21 protein-coding genes and 3 tRNA genes are annotated in these 19,909 nt (G+C 52.4%); 17 read left to right on the top strand and 7 right to left on the bottom strand.

Annotation, left to right across the window (positions count from 1 at the left end; genetic code table 11):
* Positions 1-293: 293 nt before the first annotated feature.
* From amyA to fliD, 4 genes are all read right to left on the bottom strand, one after another.
* Complete coding sequence (amyA, locus tag ACMGGS_RS20345; RefSeq protein WP_414164126.1) at positions 294-1,781, bottom strand: alpha-amylase; 1,488 nt, start codon at positions 1,779-1,781, stop codon at positions 294-296.
* Positions 1,782-1,890: 109 nt separating this feature from the next.
* On the bottom strand, positions 1,891-2,265 hold the full coding sequence (gene fliT, locus ACMGGS_RS20340) for a flagella biosynthesis regulatory protein FliT (protein WP_414164125.1): 375 nt from the start codon (positions 2,263-2,265) through the stop codon (positions 1,891-1,893).
* A complete protein-coding gene (gene fliS / locus ACMGGS_RS20335) occupies positions 2,265-2,675 on the bottom strand; it encodes a flagellar export chaperone FliS (protein ID WP_414164124.1) in 411 nt (136 codons plus the stop codon). Before fliS ends, fliT begins: the two co-directional genes overlap by 1 nt.
* Positions 2,676-2,692: 17 nt before the next feature.
* Positions 2,693-4,102 carry a flagellar filament capping protein FliD gene (gene fliD / locus ACMGGS_RS20330; RefSeq protein ID WP_414164123.1) on the bottom strand — a complete coding sequence of 470 codons (1,410 nt, stop codon included), beginning with the start codon at positions 4,100-4,102 and terminating at the stop codon, positions 2,693-2,695.
* 267 nt (positions 4,103-4,369) lie between these two features.
* On the opposite strand from fliD, the gene ACMGGS_RS20325 reads away from it, so the two are divergent.
* The 8 genes from ACMGGS_RS20325 to sdiA all read left to right on the top strand — a co-directional run bounded on the left by ACMGGS_RS20325 (position 4,370) and on the right by sdiA (position 11,566).
* A complete protein-coding gene (locus tag ACMGGS_RS20325; protein WP_414164122.1) occupies positions 4,370-5,662 on the top strand; it encodes a FliC/FljB family flagellin in 1,293 nt (430 codons plus the stop codon).
* 164 nt (positions 5,663-5,826) lie between these two features.
* Complete coding sequence (locus ACMGGS_RS20320) at positions 5,827-6,546, top strand: RNA polymerase sigma factor FliA (RefSeq protein ID WP_414164121.1); 720 nt, start codon at positions 5,827-5,829, stop codon at positions 6,544-6,546.
* Positions 6,547-6,608: 62 nt separating this feature from the next.
* The gene (gene fliZ, locus ACMGGS_RS20315) at positions 6,609-7,160 is read left to right on the top strand and encodes a flagella biosynthesis regulatory protein FliZ (protein ID WP_414164120.1); all 552 of its coding nucleotides are present in this window, start codon (positions 6,609-6,611) and stop codon (positions 7,158-7,160) included.
* 86 nt (positions 7,161-7,246) lie between these two features.
* Positions 7,247-8,047, top strand: a complete 801-nt coding sequence (gene tcyJ, locus ACMGGS_RS20310; protein WP_176918948.1) for a cystine ABC transporter substrate-binding protein — start codon at positions 7,247-7,249, stop codon at positions 8,045-8,047.
* Between the two features lie 95 nt (positions 8,048-8,142).
* Positions 8,143-9,129, top strand: a complete 987-nt coding sequence (dcyD, locus tag ACMGGS_RS20305; protein ID WP_414164119.1) for a D-cysteine desulfhydrase — start codon at positions 8,143-8,145, stop codon at positions 9,127-9,129.
* 15 nt (positions 9,130-9,144) lie between these two features.
* Positions 9,145-9,813 carry a cystine ABC transporter permease gene (gene tcyL / locus ACMGGS_RS20300; protein WP_414164118.1) on the top strand — a complete coding sequence of 223 codons (669 nt, stop codon included), beginning with the start codon at positions 9,145-9,147 and terminating at the stop codon, positions 9,811-9,813.
* Positions 9,810-10,562 carry an L-cystine ABC transporter ATP-binding protein TcyN gene (gene tcyN, locus ACMGGS_RS20295; RefSeq protein ID WP_414164117.1) on the top strand — a complete coding sequence of 251 codons (753 nt, stop codon included), beginning with the start codon at positions 9,810-9,812 and terminating at the stop codon, positions 10,560-10,562. Before tcyL ends, tcyN begins: the two co-directional genes overlap by 4 nt.
* A 281-nt stretch (positions 10,563-10,843) precedes the next feature.
* The gene (gene sdiA / locus ACMGGS_RS20290; RefSeq protein WP_414164116.1) at positions 10,844-11,566 is read left to right on the top strand and encodes a transcriptional regulator SdiA; all 723 of its coding nucleotides are present in this window, start codon (positions 10,844-10,846) and stop codon (positions 11,564-11,566) included.
* A 67-nt stretch (positions 11,567-11,633) separates the two neighbouring features.
* On the opposite strand, the gene ACMGGS_RS20285 is transcribed toward sdiA, so the two are convergent.
* Positions 11,634-11,858, bottom strand: coding sequence for a DUF2594 family protein (locus ACMGGS_RS20285; RefSeq protein ID WP_414164115.1), 225 nt, complete (start codon positions 11,856-11,858; stop codon positions 11,634-11,636).
* Positions 11,859-12,287: 429 nt separating this feature from the next.
* Between ACMGGS_RS20285 and uvrY the strand changes: the two genes are divergently transcribed.
* The 8 genes from uvrY to ACMGGS_RS20245 all read left to right on the top strand — a co-directional run bounded on the left by uvrY (position 12,288) and on the right by ACMGGS_RS20245 (position 17,376).
* Complete coding sequence (gene uvrY, locus ACMGGS_RS20280; protein WP_414164114.1) at positions 12,288-12,944, top strand: UvrY/SirA/GacA family response regulator transcription factor; 657 nt, start codon at positions 12,288-12,290, stop codon at positions 12,942-12,944.
* A complete protein-coding gene (uvrC, locus tag ACMGGS_RS20275; RefSeq protein ID WP_414164113.1) occupies positions 12,941-14,773 on the top strand; it encodes an excinuclease ABC subunit UvrC in 1,833 nt (610 codons plus the stop codon). Before uvrY ends, uvrC begins: the two co-directional genes overlap by 4 nt.
* 57 nt (positions 14,774-14,830) lie before the next feature.
* On the top strand, positions 14,831-15,379 hold the full coding sequence (gene pgsA / locus ACMGGS_RS20270; RefSeq protein ID WP_414164112.1) for a CDP-diacylglycerol--glycerol-3-phosphate 3-phosphatidyltransferase: 549 nt from the start codon (positions 14,831-14,833) through the stop codon (positions 15,377-15,379).
* Between the two features lie 147 nt (positions 15,380-15,526).
* A tRNA-Gly gene (locus ACMGGS_RS20265) sits at positions 15,527-15,602 on the top strand.
* Between the two features lie 39 nt (positions 15,603-15,641).
* A tRNA-Cys gene (locus ACMGGS_RS20260) sits at positions 15,642-15,715 on the top strand.
* 12 nt (positions 15,716-15,727) lie between these two features.
* Positions 15,728-15,814: transfer RNA gene (locus ACMGGS_RS20255), tRNA-Leu, on the top strand.
* 281 nt (positions 15,815-16,095) lie between these two features.
* Entirely contained in the window at positions 16,096-16,641 is a 546-nt protein-coding gene (locus ACMGGS_RS20250) for an NUDIX domain-containing protein (protein WP_414164111.1), read from the top strand.
* A 60-nt stretch (positions 16,642-16,701) separates the two neighbouring features.
* Positions 16,702-17,376 (top strand): YecA family protein, encoded by a 675-nt coding sequence (locus ACMGGS_RS20245; RefSeq protein ID WP_414164110.1) that lies wholly within the window; start codon positions 16,702-16,704, stop codon positions 17,374-17,376.
* A 230-nt stretch (positions 17,377-17,606) separates the two neighbouring features.
* On the opposite strand, the gene tyrP is transcribed toward ACMGGS_RS20245, so the two are convergent.
* A complete protein-coding gene (gene tyrP / locus ACMGGS_RS20240; RefSeq protein ID WP_414164109.1) occupies positions 17,607-18,818 on the bottom strand; it encodes a tyrosine transporter TyrP in 1,212 nt (403 codons plus the stop codon).
* A gap of 199 nt (positions 18,819-19,017) precedes the next feature.
* Between tyrP and ACMGGS_RS20235 the strand changes: the two genes are divergently transcribed.
* Complete coding sequence (locus ACMGGS_RS20235; protein ID WP_414164108.1) at positions 19,018-19,257, top strand: YecH family metal-binding protein; 240 nt, start codon at positions 19,018-19,020, stop codon at positions 19,255-19,257.
* 30 nt (positions 19,258-19,287) lie between these two features.
* Here ACMGGS_RS20235 and ftnA read toward each other — a convergent pair whose 3' ends face one another.
* Positions 19,288-19,785, bottom strand: a complete 498-nt coding sequence (gene ftnA / locus ACMGGS_RS20230) for a non-heme ferritin (RefSeq protein ID WP_176918936.1) — start codon at positions 19,783-19,785, stop codon at positions 19,288-19,290.
* Between the last annotated feature and the right edge of the window lie 124 nt (positions 19,786-19,909).

Genomic DNA, 19,909 nt, shown 5'->3' with positions numbered 1-19,909 from the left:
GCGCTGGCGCTTACCGGGCCTACGGGGCGACGCCCAGGCTGGATAACCTGTAGGCCGGATAAGGCGAAGCCGCCATCCGGCATCACAACCACACTATGGACGCTTTGGGCTACTGACATGCCCGGTGGCGCTGCGCTTACCGGGCCTACGTTAAGAAAAATACGGTGGCGCTGGTGATTAACGGGCCTGAGTCAGGATGAACCGGGGCGGCATATGATCCTCAGTACCTGAAGACATCGCCGCGCCGCTCCCTCTCCCTCAGCGAGAGGGCTGGGGTGAGGATGGTAAGTCCCCTACAGCACGTCTTCCAGCACCCATACGCTGACGCTGCCGCCGTTGCACAGGAACGTCGCCGTACCCTGGTCGTCAGTCTCGACCACTTCCTCGCGGTTGCCGAGGAAATCACACCAGCGTTTGTTACCGTAATTTTCGCCAAGTTCAATGGTTTTTTCGCCATCATCGCCGTTGGACATCACCACCACGCAGCCTGCCGCTTCGTCGGTGCCACTACGGCTAAACGCGATGCAGTTCGGATGGTCAAAATACAACGTCTGAATACCGTGGGCGAAGCGCTGGCGGGCCATAATCAGTTCGCTCAGCTGTTCGATAATCGGCATCTCAATCTGATACGTGTTGCCGTCGCCGCCGGTATCTTCATAGCTGGCACCAAACAGATCCGGATAGAACACCGACGGTACACCGTTTTCCCGTAGCAGGATCAACGCGTAGGCCAGCGGCTTAAACCAGGCTTCGACCGGGGCTTCCAGCGCCTGAAGCGGCTGGGTATCGTGGTTTGCCACCAGCGTTACCGCATGGAACGGATCGGCTTCCACTAATGTCCCGGTGAAGATCTGCGTCATGTCGTAATCGCGACCCTGAAGTGACGCCTCGTGGAATTTCATGTGCAACGGGGCGTCGAAAAGCATGGTTTTGCCTTCGACCTGATCGATATACTGCTGAAGTTTTTCAACTTCATGCGACCAGTATTCCGCCACGATGAACAGCGGTTTCGGTGCCACTTCCTGCACGTGATCGATCCACTCTTTATAGAACCACGCCGGAATATGTTTCACCGCGTCCAGACGAAAACCGTCACACTGCGTCTCATCCATCACCCAGCGCGCCCAGTACTTAATCTCCTCGGTCACCGCATGGTTGCGAAAATCGATATTTTCACCCATCAGATAATCGAAGTTGCCCAGCTCGTCATCCACCTGGTCGTTCCAGCCGTCGCCGGTATAGTCATTAACGATTTTAAAAATGCCGTCTTCATCCGGATTCTCGATATGATCGATCCCGCTGAAGCATTTGTAATCCCAGACGAACTGCGAATATTTGCCCTCACGTGCCGGAAAGGTGTAACGCGTCCAGGCTTCACACTCGATGATCTCATCATCAATCTGTGTACGATCCTGTTCGTTTACCCGCTGAACCTGAACGTGCTCCTTTTCATCGGCCCCCATTTTGTGATTCACCACGACATCCAGTAAGACGGCGATATCGTTCTGCCGCAATGCATTAATGGCGGACAGCAACTGCTGCTTGTCGCCATATTTTGTCGCAACCGACCCTTTTTGATCGAACTCGCCCAAATCGAACATATCGTAGGTATCATAACCGACCGAATACCCGCCCGACGCGGCTTTATAGGCCGGGGGCAACCAAATCATATTGATACCAATATCGTTGAGCGTGGCAGCGCGCTCTTCTATCTCAGGCCAAAGTTTGCCGCCGTCAGGGTAATACCAGTGAAAGCATTGCAACAACGTGGGGTTGCGCATACGTAATCTCCATGTAACCAGGTGTCACAAGTATGGGATATACGGTTGAAAAGCGCCTGGCACGAGTCAGATTATTTTTCTCGCGCCGTGCGACAGGTGATAAGCAAACTTAATGGCTGGTGTCGAGATTATCCTGCGGAACCAGCACGTGCCCGCCCTGTTTAGAATAGGCGGTGAGAACAGATTTTTGAATAGAGGACTGACCCACCAGTTTTGCCAGTTCATCCATTCTGATTTGCAGCAGCCGTTTTACTTCACTTTCGTTATTCAAAATCAGCCGTAGCAGGGGGCGAAGCTGTTCCTGCGTTACGGCAGAAGGGGCAACCTGTTGCGTAAGCTGCGCGAGTTTTTGCACCGCACTGACGTAATCCATTTCTGTAGCGATTAATTCCTCCCACAATCCTTCGGTGGCAAGGCGCAGCATGACGTTACTTTGTTCAAGCAGCTGCTGGTACGAGGTATACAGTTGCGGTGCGTGGTTCATTAGACAGGATCCTGAATCAAATTAGGCATAAGTAACGATTCCTTCCAGGCTTCTGCGATGTTGCGCAGCAGACCTTCAACCTCCTCGACAGCGTTAACGTCATTGCGAAGATTCGCTTGCAGCAGGCGTCTTACCATATAGGCATAGAGCGACAGCAGGTTTTGCGTTAACTCGTCACGACTCTCCTCATCAAGGCCCACTTTCAGGCCGTTTTCGATGATGTTAATCGCTTTCGAAAGAGACAGTCCTTTTCCTTCCAGATTGTTGTCCTGCATAAACAGGCGCGCGCGCACTAATGCGCTCAGCGCGCCGTCAAACAGCATAGTCACCAGCTGCTGCTGGCTTGCGCTCATCACTGCGCTTTCCACTCCAATTTTTGCGTAGGTTTGCGTGCCTTTTGCGCCGTACATGACGTCTCCTGCATTAATTAGCTTTTGCTGCTATCAGTAGACTCAAATTGTTGAGTCAGATAGCTGCTGGTTGAATTTAATGAGTTCATCAGAATATCGAGCTGGGTGAACTGGGCTTTATAACGGGTGACCAGTGAATCGATACGCGTGCTGGCGGCGTTATACTGCTCGGTCAGATGGTTCAGGGTTTTACTCACGCCGTCTTTAGCGGCCTGGATAATGCCGGTTTTGGACAGCCAACTGGTCAGATTGCTGCCCATGACAGTAGTAACCCCCGTTTTTTTACCATCGCCAACAACCATATCTTTCACACCAGACGGATCGGTTTGCAGCGCGGTTTTCATTTTGTCTTCATCCAGTTCTAACTGCCCGGTACTCGGGTCGGACGTGATGCCAATTTGCGCCAGCGTTTTAATAGAGGTTGAACCGGAAGTATTGGTCAGCAGACCTTTTAACTGCGTCTGAATCGTCCGCAGGGTGGAGTCGCCGAGTAAGGCGCCGTTGCTGGTGTCCTGACTGTCAGCGCCAGCGTCCACCGCCGTATATTTAGTCAGGCTGCTGAAGGTATCCTGAAGAGTGTTATAGGCCGTTACCCAGTCTTTAATCGCTGTCTCTGCTTTTGAGGTATCTTTGGTGATGGTTAAGGTCTGGTTGCCGGTGGTCACGTCGCTCAGATTCAGCGTGATGTCTTCCAGCGCGTTACTGATGGTGTTGCTGCTGTTGGTAATTTTGACGTTGTTGACATACAGTTCAGCATCCTGGGCGGTAACGCTCTCTTCCATGCCTTTGGTACTGTCAGTACCGTCATAGCCTAAAAAATCCTGTAACGCGCTATCACCGCTAACGCTTAATTTCATGGCGTTATCTGCGCCAGTGTCGTCGGAGGTAATAGACAGACGATACTCCCCACCACCCACGTTAATGATACTGGCGCTGACGCCCGCTTTGGCATTGTTGATGGCGTCACGAATGCCGGTTAATGACGAGTTCGCGGCGCTGATATCAATCGTAACCGGCTTTTTGTCGCCGCCCTGCTGGATAGTAAGTTTGCTGTCGCTGGTGGCGATCGCGGATTTACTGTCGAGCTGCGTTTGCTGGCTGGTCAGCGTCTGCGCCTGCGCAAGCTGCGTGACTTTAATCGTGTATTTCCCGGCAATGGCGCTACCGGACGTCGTGGCCGTAAATGCCGTGCTGCTGCTGGTCGTTGAGGTTGCGGTAAACAAATCTGCTTTACCCAGGGCGGTATTCGCCGTCTGGAATTTTTCCAGCGCACTGCTTAACGAGCCATAGGCACTTAATTTGGCGGTATACGAGGACTGCTGAGCCGAAATAGGCTTTAAGGTTGCTTTTTCTGCTGCTTCCAGACTGTCCAGAATGCTGCTCAGATCCAGGCCCGACCCGACTCCCAGCGTTGAAATACTTGCCATAGTAATTCCTTAATGTACCGACATATAGAACGAATACCGGAGTTATCGGCCTGAATGACACAAAGTTTACGATTAATTGTGTTTATTTAATGGCGGGAATAAGGGGGATAGAAAAGGGTATTTCGCGGTTCAGGAAAAATATCGGTGCTGTGAAAAAAAAGTCTAAAGGTTATCAGCGACCAGACGATAACAGGTTTGACGGCGACGAAGCCGACGGGTGGAAACCCAACACGTTAATCGTAGACTTGATAAACAGGAAAATGAATCATGGCACAAGTCATTAATACCAACAGCCTCTCGCTGATCACTCAGAACAACATCAACAAAAACCAGTCTGCACTGTCCAGCTCTATCGAGCGTCTGTCTTCTGGTCTGCGTATCAACAGCGCGAAAGACGATGCAGCGGGTCAGGCGATTGCCAACCGTTTCACCTCTAACATCAAAGGCCTGACTCAGGCTGCGCGTAACGCCAACGACGGTATCTCTCTGGCACAGACCACTGAAGGTGCTCTGTCTGAAATCAACAACAACTTACAGCGTGTGCGTGAACTGACTGTTCAGGCAACTACCGGTACTAACTCTGATTCTGACCTGTCTTCAATCCAGGACGAAATCAAATCCCGTCTGGACGAAATTGACCGCGTATCCGGTCAGACTCAGTTCAACGGCGTGAACGTACTGGCTAAAAACGACAAAATGAACATCCAGGTTGGTGCTAACGATGGTCAGACCATCACCATCGACCTGAAACAGATCGACTCCACTACTCTGAACCTGAAAAACTTCAGCGTTGCGAACCAGGCTGCGACCACGCTGTCAGCGACCAAGGCTACCTCTATCGGTGGTACTCCAACTACGACCACTACTCAGGAAGCAGTAAGTTTCGCCGATACCGCTGGTACTCCTGCTGATCTGACTGGGGCTGAACTGTACTCCGATGGTGCAGGAAACTACGCTGTTAAACTTAGCGATGATAGCTATCAGGCGGCGACCTACGATGCTACCACTGGTAAGGCTACAATTACTTCTACTGCAACCGCCATTGGAACTACAGAAGCAGCAGCATTCACGACCCAGGTAAGTACCTACGATAAAACCACCACTACCACTACTGGCGGTACTACCTTAAGCGGCCTTGACGCTTTCGAAGCGCAGGATGCTGCAGGTAAAGGTACTGGTGAGTACTACGTTAAAGACGGTGCGGATTACTTCAAAGCCAATATCGCTGCTGACGGTACAGTAACCAAAGGCGATGCAGCCGATCTGTCTGCTAAAACCAAAACGACTGACCCGCTGAAAGCGCTGGACGACGCGATTTCTCAGGTCGACAAATTCCGTTCTTCTCTGGGTGCCGTGCAGAACCGTCTGGATTCCGCCGTTACCAACCTGAACAACACCACTACCAACCTGTCTGAAGCGCAGTCCCGTATTCAGGACGCTGACTATGCGACCGAAGTGTCGAACATGTCTAAAGCGCAGATCATCCAGCAGGCTGGTAACTCCGTACTGTCTAAAGCTAACCAGGTTCCACAGCAGATCCTGTCTCTGCTGCAGGGCTAATCGCCTCTCTGACCTGCCAAACCCCGCCTCGGCGGGGTTTTTTCACTGCTCCGATCTGCCGTAACTGCTAAATAACCCCCCATTTCACCCACTATTCATCCGATTAAAAGCCCTCCAGAAACGGATAATCATGCCGATAACTCATTAACGCAGGGCTGTTTATCGTGAACACACTCTATACCGCTGAAGGTGTAATGGATAAACACTCGCTATGGCAGCGTTATGTACCTCTGGTGCGTCATGAAGCATTGCGCCTTCAGGTGCGCTTGCCAGCGAGCGTTGAACTGGACGATCTGATTCAGGCGGGTGGCATTGGGTTATTAAATGCCGTTGAACGATACGATGCTCTGCAAGGAACGGCATTTACAACTTACGCAGTGCAACGCATTCGCGGGGCGATGCTGGACGAATTGCGCAGTCGAGACTGGGTCCCGCGCAGCGTCCGTCGCAACGCGCGCGAAGTGGCACAGGCAATGGGACAGCTGGAACAGCGGCTGGGACGTAACGCAACCGAAACCGAAGTTGCGCAGCATCTCAGCATCCCGGTTGAAGATTATCGTCAGATGCTGCTGGATACCAATAATAGCCAGATCTTTTCGTGGGACGAATATCACGAGGAGCATGGCGATGGTATCGAGATGGTATCAGACGAACATCAACGGGAAAATCCGCTGCAACAACTGCTGGACAGCAACCTGCGCCAGCGCGTGATGGAGGCGATTGAAGCCTTACCGGAACGCGAACAGTTGGTGCTGACGCTGTACTACCAGGAAGAGCTGAATCTCAAAGAGATCGGCGCGGTCCTGGAGGTCGGCGAGTCGCGCGTCAGCCAGTTGCACAGTCAGGCGATTAAACGTCTGAGGAGCCGCCTGGGTAAGTTATAGGTTAGTGGTGAATTCATCGCTCCTGAAAAGTGCCGCACAAGCAATGACAACCAGGAGTTATCATGACGGTGCAGCAAGTAAAAAGACGGCCTTTAAGCCGCTATTTGAAAGACTTTAAACACAGCCAGACGCATTGCGCCCATTGTCACAAACTGCTCGACCGCATCACGCTGGTCCGGCAGGGCGAAATCGTCAATAAAATAGCCATCTCCCGCCTCGATATGCTGATTGATGACGAGACCTGGCAGGTTGAACAACAAAAATGGGTCGCACTGTGCCGCTTCTGCGGCGATTTGCACTGCAAAACACAGAGCGACTATTTTGATATCATCGGCTTTAAACAATACCTTTTTGATCACACCGAGATGAGCCACGGCACCGTGCGCGAATACGTGGTGCGCTTGCGCCGGCTTGGTACGCATCTGACCGAACAGAATATATCCCGCACGCTGCTGGATGAAGGCTTCCCCGATGAAAACCTCGAACCCTGGTTGCCAACCACCAGCACCAATAACTACCGAATTGCCTTGCGTAAGTATGTCCAGTTTCAGTCGCACCGCGCATCGGTGGACAGAGAGGCGCTCGCGCACCCTGAAGTTTGTGATATATATTAAAAGTGAATAAGTTGTAGCGCAAAGGTGCTGGCGATCCTGCGCTAACGCCTTACAATACAGTCAATTTTTCTCTGGTCGGGGCAATTATGAAACTAGCACTTCTGGGTCGTCAGGCGCTGATGGGCGTGATGGCAGTAGCATTGATGGCAGGCGTGAGCGCGAAAACCTTCGCCGACGAAGGTCTGCTGAATAAAGTGAAAGAGCGCGGCACGCTGCTGGTGGGGCTGGAAGGCACCTATCCGCCGTTCAGTTTTCAGGGCGATGACGGCAAACTGACCGGTTTTGAAGTCGAATTTGCCGAACAGCTGGCGCAGCACCTGGGCGTGAAAGCGTCGCTCAAACCGACCAAATGGGACGGTATGCTGGCCTCGCTGGATTCCAAACGCATCGACGTGGTGATAAACCAGGTGACCATCTCCGACGAGCGTAAAAAGAAATATGACTTCTCCACGCCGTACACCGTTTCGGGTATTCAGGCGCTGGTGAAAAAAGGCAACGAAGGCAACATCAAATCGGCCGCCGATCTGAAAGGCAAAAAAGTCGGCGTGGGTCTGGGTACCAATTATGAAGAGTGGCTGCGCCAGAACGTGCAAGGCGTGGACATCCGTACTTATGATGACGATCCGACCAAATACCAGGATCTGCGCGTCGGCCGTATCGATGCCATTCTGGTTGACCGTCTGGCTGCGCTGGATCTGGTGAAGAAAACCAAGGATACGCTGGCCGTTGCTGGCGATGCGTTCTCCCGTCAGGAAGCCGGCGTCGCGGTGCGTAAAGGCAACGAAGACCTGCTGAAGGCGGTGGATAGCGCCATTGCCGATATGCAGAAAGACGGCAGCCTGAAGGCGCTTTCTGAGAAATGGTTTGGCGCGGACGTGACCAAATAACACCCGCTGCGGGCAGAAAAAGGCGCTATTTACAGCGCCTTTTTTATTTCTCGCGCATAGCGTGCATAATAAAAAGAAATGAGTCAGGAGGTTGTATGTCGCTGCACAACTTAACGCGTTTTCCCCGTCTTGAACTGATCGGCGCCCCGACGCCGCTGGAATACCTGCCGCGTTTCTCGGACTATCTCGGTCGGGAAATTTTCATCAAGCGTGACGACGTGACGCCGATGGCGCTCGGCGGTAACAAATTGCGCAAGCTGGAGTTTCTTGCTGCCGACGCGTTGCGCGAAGGGGCGGATACTTTAATCACCGCTGGCGCAATCCAGTCAAACCACGTTCGCCAGACGGCGGCGGTGGCGGCGAAACTGGGTCTGCACTGCGTGGCGCTGCTGGAAAACCCGATTGGCACGACGGCCGAAAACTATCTTACCAACGGCAACCGTCTATTGCTGGATCTGTTCGACGTGCAGATAGAAATGTGCGACGCGCTGGACAATCCTGACCAGCAGCTTGGCGAACTGGCGACCCGCCTCGAAGCGCAGGGTTTTCGGCCCTATGTTATTCCCGTGGGCGGTTCGAACGCGCTGGGTGCATTAGGTTATGTGGAGAGCGCGCTGGAGATTGCACAACAGTGCGAAGGCGCGGTGGCAATTTCTTCGGTGGTGGTGGCCTCCGGGAGTGCGGGAACGCATGCCGGGCTGGCGGTTGGGCTGGAACAGCTTATGCCAGAAGCGGATTTAATTGGTGTGACGGTGTCACGTAAAGTGGCCGATCAATTACCTAAAGTTATTACTCTGCAACAGGCCGTTGCGCAGAGCCTGGAACTGACCGCCACGGCTGAGATCCAGTTATGGGATGACTATTACGCCCCCGGCTATGGCTTGCCGACCGAAGAAGGGCTGGAAGCGGTGAAGCTGCTGGCGAAGCTGGAAGGCATTCTGCTGGATCCAGTTTATACCGGCAAAGCCATGGCGGGTCTGATTGACGGCATTACCCGTCAACGCTTTAAGGACGACGGCCCGATTCTGTTTATTCACACCGGCGGTGCGCCTGCGCTCTTTGCCTACCATCCGCACGTCTAAGGCAGAAAAACAATAATGCAAGAGAGTCTTCAACTGGTCCTTGATTCCGCCCCTTACCTGTTACGCGGGGCGGTATTTACCTTACAGCTGAGTATTGGCGGGATGTTTTTCGGCCTGCTGCTGGGCTTTATCCTGGCGCTGATGCGAATGTCGCCTGTGCTGCCAGTACGCTGGCTGGCGCGTTTTTATATCTCCATTTTCCGCGGTACGCCGCTGATCGCCCAGCTATTTATGATCTACTACGGCCTGCCGCAGTTTGGTATTGAGCTGGATCCGATCCCGGCAGCGATGATCGGCCTGTCGTTAAATACCGCCGCCTATACCTCAGAAACCCTGCGCGCCGCAATCTCCTCAATTGATAAAGGCCAGTGGGAAGCCGCCGCCAGTATCGGCATGACGCCGGGACAGACGCTGCGCCGGGCTATTTTACCGCAGGCTGCACGCGTGGCGCTGCCGCCGCTGAGTAACAGCTTTATCAGTCTGGTGAAAGATACCTCGCTGGCTGCAACCATTCAGGTGCCGGAACTGTTCCGCCAGGCGCAGCTTATTACCTCGCGCACGCTGGAAGTGTTTACCATGTACCTCGCCGCCTCGTTGATTTACTGGGTGATGGCGACCGCGCTTTCCGCCCTGCAAAACCACTTCGAGTATCGGTTAAACCGTCAGGAGCGCGATCCGAAATGAGTGCCATTGAAGTTAAAAATTTGCTGAAGAAATTCCACGGGCAAACGGTGCTGCACGGTATCGACCTCGACGTGGAAGAGGGCGAAGTCGTGGCTATCATTGGCCCCAGCGGCTCAGGGAAAACCACGCTGTTACGCAGTATCAACTTGCTGGAGCAGCCCGAAGGCGGAACGATTCGGGTCGGCACGATCACTATCGATACCGCACGTCCGCTGGGCCAGCAAAAAGAGAAGATCCGCTCGCTGCGCCAGCATGTCGGGTTTGTTTTTCAGAGCTTCAACCTGTTTCCGCATCGCACGGTGCTGGAAAATATTATTGAAGGTCCGGTCATCGTTAAAGGCGAAGACAAGCAGGAGGCCACGGCACGCGCCCGTCAACTGCTGGAAAAAGTGGGATTAAACGGGAAAGAGAACAGCTTTCCGAAACGTCTTTCCGGCGGACAGCAACAGCGCGTGGCGATTGCCCGTGCGCTGGCAATGCGCCCGGATGTGATCCTTTTTGACGAACCGACGTCTGCCCTGGATCCGGAACTGGTCGGCGAGGTGCTGAACACGATCCGCCAGCTGGCGCTTGAGAAACGCACGATGGTCATCGTGACCCATGAAATGAGCTTTGCCCGCGACGTGGCGGATCGGGCGATTTTTATGGATCAGGGTCGCATCATTGAACAGGGGCCGGCAAAGACCCTGTTCACCACGCCGCAACATCCGCGTACACAGCAGTTTCTGGAAAAGTTTCTCACCCGGTAATACCGCTCTGGCGCATCCATACCCTTATGGATGCGCCACAAGTTATTTGAATATAAATTTCACTTAAGTTATGTTGGGTTATTACCGCTTCGTTTAAAACTCTTCCGCTAACCTAAAAAATCAAAAAATACCGTGAGTTGGCCTTGTCTTATCGGCCTCTATTCCCCTGAGGACACGCTTTATTTGCGTATAATGCATATTTTATATTAATAAATAAGTTTTATGTGTTAGCTTGATGTATACATAATAATTATCGAAGTGCAGGGGAATTACTGGCAGTTATGAGGGAGAATGACTTTTTCGCGTGGCGGCGGGACATGCTGTACCGTTTTCAATCGGCGGCAGTGGCAGAGGAGGTTTATAATCTGCTACAACAGCAAATTCAGTGGCTTGAATATGACTTTTTTTCGCTGTGTATCCGGCATCCGGTGCCTTTTACCCGGCCTAAAATATCGCTCCATGCAACCTATCCGGCGTCCTGGCTGAAGCATTATCAGTCCGAGAACTATTTTGCGATAGATCCCGTATTAAAAACGGACAATTATCAACATGGCTGCGTGAACTGGAACGATGAGTTGTTCTGCGAGGCGCTAAATCTCTGGGATGCGGCTCGTGACCACGGGTTGCGCGGCGGGATCACGCAGTGTGCCGTGTTACCGAACCGGGCCACTGGTTTCCTGTCAGTCGCGAATCAGCACGCGCATAATAAGAAGGTTAGCGATGACGAAACGGAGTTGCGCCTGAGGACGTTGATTGAGTTAAGTACTGAGGCACTGCTTCGCTTGAATGATGAACTCGTCGCCTCACCGGAGATGAGGTTTAGTAAGCGTGAACTGGAAATACTGAAGTGGACCGCCGAGGGCAAGACTTCCGCCGAGATCGCGATTATTCTCTCCATCTCGGAGAACACGGTGAATTTCCATCAGAAGAATATGCAGCGCAAATTCAATGCGCCGAATAAAACGCAAATTGCCTGCTACGCCGTGGCCATTGGTTTGATCTGAAAGACTTCACGTTCTGCGTGCCAGACGCAAAACCGGCTATGAGTTTTACTCTTAGCCGGTCTCCCTGCTACTGACGGTAAGCCTGTTTAATTTGCTTAACCGTATTAGCGTAGACCGCAGCCAGATTTTCATCATCGATCTGCGCGGTTTGTTTTTCCATTTTAAGGATTACGCGGCCTGCATCGGCCTGTCCCATCGCCTGTAGCATTAACGTAAGCATCGCCTTCAGGCAAGAGACTTCCTGAGCCAGTTGTTGAGTACTGTCAGAAGTGGAAAAATCGGGTGCGCTCATTTATTTTCCTCGTGTGATTCCTGCGCGCTGGCGCGATGTTAAAAGTAAAGGCGGCGGAGTATATCACAAGCTGCGCCAAAAAATGCAGTGGTTGTTTTTTGTTCTGTTGCCGGTGGGTATCCTGAATAACTAAAATGAGTATCAAGATTAAATGCGGGTATCCTATAATTGTTTTTTGTTCTCATTAGGTTAATTATTGTTAAATATCTGGTTAAGTATTTTTCATGTTATAAAGCCGAAGATGAAAAAAAGTCAGATTCAAAACCCCATTTCCGCCTTACGCCACGCCTTGTACTACGTTCAATGTTGAAAAACGCGAGCCAAATCTTATCGCCGGTGTTTTTTTGCATTTCAATGTTCATCCAAAAACCGTTAATATACTCCCGATAAGTTGTCACTAGCGTTATCCCTTTTCAGGAGATTATTCCTTTGATCAACGTTTTTCTTGTTGATGATCACGAGCTGGTGCGCGCAGGGATACGACGCATTCTTGAAGATATTAAGGGCATAAAAGTTGTCGGCGAAGCCTGTTGTGGTGAGGATGCCGTCAAATGGTGTCGGGCTAACTCCGTTGATGTCGTATTGATGGATATGAATATGCCCGGCATCGGTGGCCTGGAGGCGACCCGAAAAATCGCCCGTGCAGCACCTGACACTAACGTCATTATGCTCACTGTTCATACTGAAAACCCGCTACCCGCCAGAGTCATGCAGGCCGGCGCAGCAGGTTATCTGAGTAAGGGCGCGGCTCCACAGGAAGTTGTCAGTGCGATCCGTTCCGTTTACTCCGGACAGCGTTACATCGCCTCAGATATTGCGCAGCAGATGGCGCTTAGCCAAATCAAGCCAGAAAAGACGGAATCTCCGTTCGCCAGTTTGTCTGAACGGGAATTGCAGATTATGCTGATGATTACCAAGGGTCAAAAGGTCAATGAGATCTCAGAACAACTGAATCTCAGTCCTAAAACGGTGAACAGCTATCGTTACCGAATGTTTAGCAAATTGAACATTCATGGCGATGTCGAGCTGACTCACCTGGCAATCCGCCATGGCCTGTGTAATGCGGAGTCGTTAGCAAATCTGTGAGTGATGTGTTTGATTCAAAAGCCTTTCTGAAAACGGTAACCAGTCAACCCGGCGTCTATCGCATGTACGATGCCGGTGGTACCGTTATTTATGTTGGTAAAGCCAAAGACCTGAAAAAACGTCTGTCCAGCTATTTTCGTGGCAACCTTGCTTCACGGAAAACGGAAGCGTTGGTCGCGTTGATTGCGCAGGTAGACGTCACGGTCACCCATACGGAAACCGAAGCGCTGCTGCTTGAGCATAATTACATCAAGCTTTATCAGCCTCGTTATAATGTCCTGCTACGTGACGATAAGTCATACCCGTTTATCTTCCTGAGTGGCGATACGCATCCGCGTCTGGCGACCCATCGCGGCGCGAAGCATGCCAAAGGTGAGTATTTCGGCCCGTTTCCGAATGGTTACGCGGTACGGGAAACCCTGGCGTTGCTGCAAAAGATTTTCCCCATCCGGCAGTGTGAAAACAACGTCTATCGCAACCGCTCGCGTCCCTGCCTGCAATATCAAATTGGGCGCTGCCTCGGCCCATGCGTCGAAGGACTGGTAAGCGAAGAGGATTACGCGCAGCAGGTTGACTACGTTCGCCTGTTTCTGGCAGGCAAAGACGATCAGGTGTTAACGCAGTTGATCGCGCGGATGGAAAAAGCCAGTCAGAATCTGGACTTTGAAGAAGCCGGGCGCATACGCGATCAGATCCAGGCCGTGCGCCGGGTTACGGAAAAACAGTTTGTCTCCAACAATGGCGACGATCTCGACGTCATTGGCGTCTCCTTTGATGCCGGGATGGCCTGCATCCACGTGTTGTTTATTCGTCAGGGCAAAGTGCTGGGTAGCCGGAGTTACTTTCCCAAAGTGCCGGGAGGCACAGAGCTGAACGAAGTGGTGGAAACATTCGTTGGGCAGTTTTACCTCCAGGGGAGCCAGATGCGCACGTTGCCAGGCGAAATCCTGCTCGATTTTAATCTCAACGATAAAACCCTGCTGGAAGAGTCGCTCACCACGCTTGCCGGACGACGCGTGAACGTGCAGACCAGGCCACGCGGCGATCGTGCCCGTTACCTGAAGCTCGCTCGTACCAACGCGGCGACGGCACTGACGACGAAGCTGGCGCAGCAGTCGACGGTGCATCAGCGGCTGGTGGCGCTGGCGACATTGCTGAAGTTGCCCGAGGTCAGAAGAATGGAATGCTTCGACATCAGTCATACGATGGGCGAGCAGACGGTTGCTTCTTGTGTGGTATTTGACAGCAATGGTCCGCTGCGGGCGGAATACCGCCGCTACAATATTACCGGTATTACGCCGGGTGATGACTACGCCGCCATGAATCAGGTGCTGCGTCGTCGCTACGGCAAAGCGATTGAAGAGAGCAAAATTCCCGACGTGATCCTGATCGACGGGGGCAAAGGCCAGCTAGGTCAGGCGAAGACCGTGTTTTCAGAGCTGGACGTGGAATGGGATAAACACCATCCCATTCTGCTCGGTGTTGCCAAAGGGACCGACCGTAAAGCCGGGCTGGAAACGTTGTTCTTCGAGCCAGAAGGGGAGGGATTCAGCCTGCCACCGGACTCGCCAGCGCTGCATGTGATCCAGCATATCCGCGATGAATCCCACGATCACGCGATTAGCGGCCATCGCAAAAAGCGCGCAAAAGTGAAAAATACCAGCTCGCTGGAGACGATTGAAGGCGTAGGACCCAAACGCCGACAGATGCTGCTAAAATACATGGGCGGCTTGCAAGGTTTGCAGAACGCAAGCGTTGAAGAGATCGCAAAAGTGCCGGGTATTTCGCAAGGACTGGCAGAAAAGATCTACTACTCGTTGAAACATTAAGTGCTCTGTAGCAACATAGGGCTAATTTTTACTGACAACAGATAGTTACCCGTCACTATGCAATTTAATATCCCTACGTTGCTTACTCTGTTTCGCGTTATTTTGATCCCTTTTTTCGTGCTGGCATTTTATCTGCCGTTCGTCTGGGCTCCCTTTGCTTGCGCGCTGATTTTTCTGATTGCGGCGGTAACCGACTGGTTTGATGGCTTTCTGGCCCGCCGCTGGAATCAAAGCACGCGCTTTGGGGCCTTTCTCGATCCGGTTGCCGATAAGGTGCTGGTGGCGATTGCGATGGTGCTGGTAGCCGAGCACTATCATAGCTGGTGGGTAACCTTACCGGCCGCAACGATGATTGCCCGTGAAATTATTATCTCCGCGCTGCGCGAATGGATGGCGGAGCTGGGAAAACGTAGCAATGTGGCGGTATCCTGGGTAGGCAAGGTGAAAACCACCGCGCAAATGGTAGCGCTGACCTGGCTGCTGTGGCGCCCTAACGAGTGGGTGACGTGGGCCGGCATTGCACTGTTCTTCGTGGCGGCGGTGCTGACGCTGTGGTCTATGCTGCAATACCTGAACGCGGCGCGCGGTGATTTGCTCGAACCATGATCGTTTCGCCGTAAATTTCAGCAAACGATCCACCGTTGCAAAAAATATCGTTGACTCATCGCCTCAGGTAAGTAGAATGCAACGCATCGAACGGCAGCACTCAATGCCAGACGATAATAAAATCAAGTGATTATCTTACTTGATATTGCGGGAATAGCTCAGTTGGTAGAGCACGACCTTGCCAAGGTCGGGGTCGCGAGTTCGAGTCTCGTTTCCCGCTCCAGTTTAAAGCATCGGCAATTGCGGGTGTTTAAGTAATAAAGGCGCGTTAGCAAAGCGGTTATGTAGCGGATTGCAAATCCGTCTAGTCCGGTTCGACTCCGGAACGCGCCTCCAATTTTTTCCCGCGCCCGGGTGGTGAAATCGGTAGACACAAGGGATTTAAAATCCCTCGGCGTTCGCGCTGTGCGGGTTCAAGTCCCGCCCCGGGCACCATGGGAAATCAGAAGAATAATCAAAGCAATAAGCAGTGTCGTGAAACCACCTTCGGGTGGTTTTTTTGTGCGCGGAATTTGTCCTGGTTCGACATGTCAGCCGATGAATGGCATAGCTGGCGGCCTTCGCTGTTATGAAGCTCCCTGACGCAATACCCCTTTATTTGGGGAGCAAATTAACACTGGCGTTGAACAGCCGCTGCTCCCCGCCGCGCAAACCCCTTCATACGCCGCGTCGCAAAAGGTATGCTGATGGCAAACCTTTTGCCAATGGAGGCCGGAATGACAACGGAAATAAAAACGCTCTCGACTGAAGAGATCTACCGGAATAAATGGATGGCGCTGCGTGAGGATCGCATTCTCAGAGCGGACGGCAGTCAGGGTATTTACTCGGTTATTGAAAAGCCGGATTTTGTGGTGATCCTGCCCATTGAAGATGATGCTCTCTTCGTTGTGGAGCAGTTTCGCTATCCGCTGGGGGAGAGAACAATTGAGCTTCCTCAGGGTTCCTGGGAACATTCGTTAACCGCCACGCCTGAGCAGGTTGCCGCCGGTGAGCTACGGGAAGAAACCGGTTTAGTCGCAGGGAAGATGATCCGCGTCGGCTATCAAAAGCTGGCGCAGGGCTATTCTCAGCAGGGCTATCATATTTATCTGGCAACTGAATTAACCCATCATGCGCCGTCGCTGGATCCCGAAGAGTACGGTCTCACCGCCCGCAAAATCAAAACAGACGATTTCATGCAGTTAATCCTCGATGGCAACGTCACCGATGCCACGTCGGTAACGGCTTTTCTTCTGGCAAAGGCCAGGGGATTGATTGCTTAGGACTTGTGTCCGCCATTAGGTTACTATCATTCACATTGCCCGTCGCAGAGGAAATATCTTATGAATAGCGGACCACTGAACGAAACCGAGCTGGAGTGGCTCGACGATGTGCTGGTGAAATATAGCACTGATGACGGCGTTCTCGACGTCTCCGAACTGGATGGACTGCTCACCGCCGTGCTCTCTGCGCCGCATGAGATTGAACCAACCGACTGGCTGCTGGCTATCTGGGGCGGTACGCAAAATGTGCCTGCCTGGGAGTCAGAGCGGGAAGTGGAGCGGTTTATGGCGCTTTGCTTTCAGCATATGGCGGACATTGCCGAGCGGCTTGAACATTATCCTGAGCAATTTGAACCGATATTTGGCACGCGCGAAATCGAAGGAAGTGAGTTTACGATCGTCGAAGAGTGGTGTTTTGGCTATATGCGCGGCGTTGCGCTGGCCGACTGGTCATCGCTGCCGGAAACGTTGCGCCCTGAACTTGATGCCATCGCTTTACATGGTCTGGAAGCTCACTTCGATAAACTGGATACGCTGACGCCGCAGGAGCGCGATCGCAGTATCGATAAGCTGGAACCGGCGGCGCTCAACCTGTTCGCTTACTGGTCTACCCATCAGATCCCAGCTCCGGTTACGCCGGTACAGCAGCCGTTACGGGTGGAAAAAACGGTCGGCCGTAACGATCCGTGTCCCTGCGGCAGCGGCAAAAAATTCAAGCAGTGCTGCCTGCATTAAACCTTCATCAGGGACGGATAACCGTCCCTCAGTCTGCGACAAACGTGATACCGTGGAATGATGCCTGGCGGCGCTTCGCTTGCACAGGCCTACCGTTCAGAATAACTTATTGATATTGATGGTTTTGTAGGCCGGGTAAGGCGAAGCCGCCACCCGGCAAAACGGCATGCACAATAGCAAAGTCAGGTGTGCCATCAACCTGAAGGATAGATATCCATCGACGTTTTTGATCAGCTCACCGCAGGTAGCCAGCCTGCAACTATCGAAAACTGCACCGCGATAATCGCCACGCCACAGCCCAGTACCAGCCACAGCACCACCTGACCGCCCGCGACACGATAGCCGCTCTGCGGATTGTGTTTACGGCATTGCATCGTCAGCAGGGAAGGGATGATTAATGCCAGCACCGCCAGCGCGACGCCCGCATAACCCAGCGCCAGCACAAAGCCGCGCGGATAAAACAGCGCAAATGCCAGCGGTGGCAGGAAGGTCAGCAGGCCGGTTTGCAGACGTCCCATCGGGCTATTTTTACGCTGAAAAAGGTCGGCCAGATAGTCGAACAGTCCCAGCGCGACCCCGAGGAAAGAGGTTGCCAGCGCCAGATCGGCAAACAGATGCACCGCCAGTTCGACGTGCGGTGACGCAACCACTTCACGGATCGCCTGCAATAATCCGTTAAGACCTGCATGAGTCGCCAGCAGGGCCGCAAATGCAGGAGAACCAATACTGCCGAGCGTCGCCAGTTGCCAGAAGATATAGGCTATCAGCGGAATAAAACTGCCGACCATAAAGACCCGTCGCAGTTTCTTGATATCGCCATTCATATAACTCACGATACTCGGCACGCTGCCGTGGAAGCCGAACGACGTAAAAATGACCGGGATCGCCGACAGTGCCAGCCCTTTTTCCAGTGGCAGGGTGAGCAAGTTGACCTGATGAATATGGGGCAACAGCAGCGCCAGCATCAGCACCAGGAAAATCGTTTTTGCGGTAAACAGAAAGCGGTTAAAGAGATCGACTAATGAGGTGCCAATACAGACCACCGCGCCGCCGACCAGGGTAAACAGCAATACGCCGGCAGAGGGAGGAAGGGTGATAGCCAGCCAGTCACTGAGGCTGGACGACAGCAGCTCGCCCGCACCGCTGACGTAGGCGGCCGTCAGGGCATACATCAAAAACAGCATACTGAACCCGGTCAGCCACTGACCATAGCGACCAAGATAGCGCCGGGCCAGCGAGCCAAGCCCGGTATCGGCGGGAACATGCTGATAAACTTCCAGCAGCAATAGCGCGGTATAACACATCAGCGCCCATAAACCGAAGAGTAGCCCCAGCGTTACACCGAAACCGGTGCCTGCCGCCGCCAGCGGCATCGCCAGCATTCCTGCACCAATGGTGGTGCCCGCAACGATTAAAATACTACCCAGAGCGCGGTTTCTCACGAATTCCTCTACAGCTAACGGCATTTGAAGGATAATTATGCCGCGCAGAGTATGTTAATTCATGATAATCGTCAAATCAGAGTTACAGTTGCTGTATTTAAAAGTTTACGGTATTTCTCTGGTCAATAGATGAGAACCTGTTTTAGCGCAAGTCATCCCGGTAGGTGCAACGCTATGCTGGCATTTTTCAGGAGGGGTTATGACATCCATACACGGCCATGATGTACTGAACATGATGATTGATTCTGGCGAAAGCTACTCTACCGCCACTCTGGAGGCGGCAATTGTTGACCGCTTCGGCGAGCAGGCGCGGTTTCATACCTGTTCTGCCGAAAATATGACGGCCGGAGAATTAGTGGCGTTTTTACAACAAAAAGGCAAATTCATTCCGCAGCAGGAAGGATTTAATACCCACGAAAGTAAAATTTGCCGTCATTAATGCAGGCCAGCGCGAAGCTGGCCCGGAGAATTAATTCTGCGCGTCGAGGGTGGAGAGTTCTTTATCGATAAAATAGAGACCTTCGCCGCTTTTGCCTGCCAGCGATAATTTATCGAGAACGGATTTGAACAGTTTTTCTTCCTCATGCTGTTCAGCGACGTACCATTGCAGGAAATTAAAGGTCGGGTAATCCTGGCTGGTCATTGCCGCATGAGCCAGTTCGTTAATTTTGCTGCTGATCAGCTGTTCATGCTCATAGGTGGCATGAAACAAATGGTCGAGCGATTCATATTCCGCGAACGGCGAGGCGATAGCGGTAATTTGCGGCAGGCTACCGGTATCAGTCAGGTAATCAAACAGACGCTGCATATGCCCCATCTCTTCCTGCGCGTGGCGGCGCAGAAAAGCGGCGGCACCTTCAAAACTGTGATAGCTACACCATGCGCTCATCTGCTGATAAAGCAGAGAAGAGAACAGCTCAAGATTCATTTGTGCATTTAATTTTTCGATCATATCGGCTTTAAGCATGATGCGCTCCGCAATATCTGCCAGGGTTATTATGCGGCCACTATAATTTGTTATTTAATTATTTGCAAAAGGTTAAATAAAAATTTAATTCGTTAAAATGCGACCAGGAATAATACGCATTTGC

It is taken from the genome of Superficieibacter sp. BNK-5 (genome assembly GCF_047456055.1).
GTDB lineage: Bacteria > Pseudomonadota > Gammaproteobacteria > Enterobacterales > Enterobacteriaceae > Superficieibacter.
Note: the sequence above shows the minus strand (reverse complement) of the source record. Positions and strands in the feature narration are given on the sequence as shown.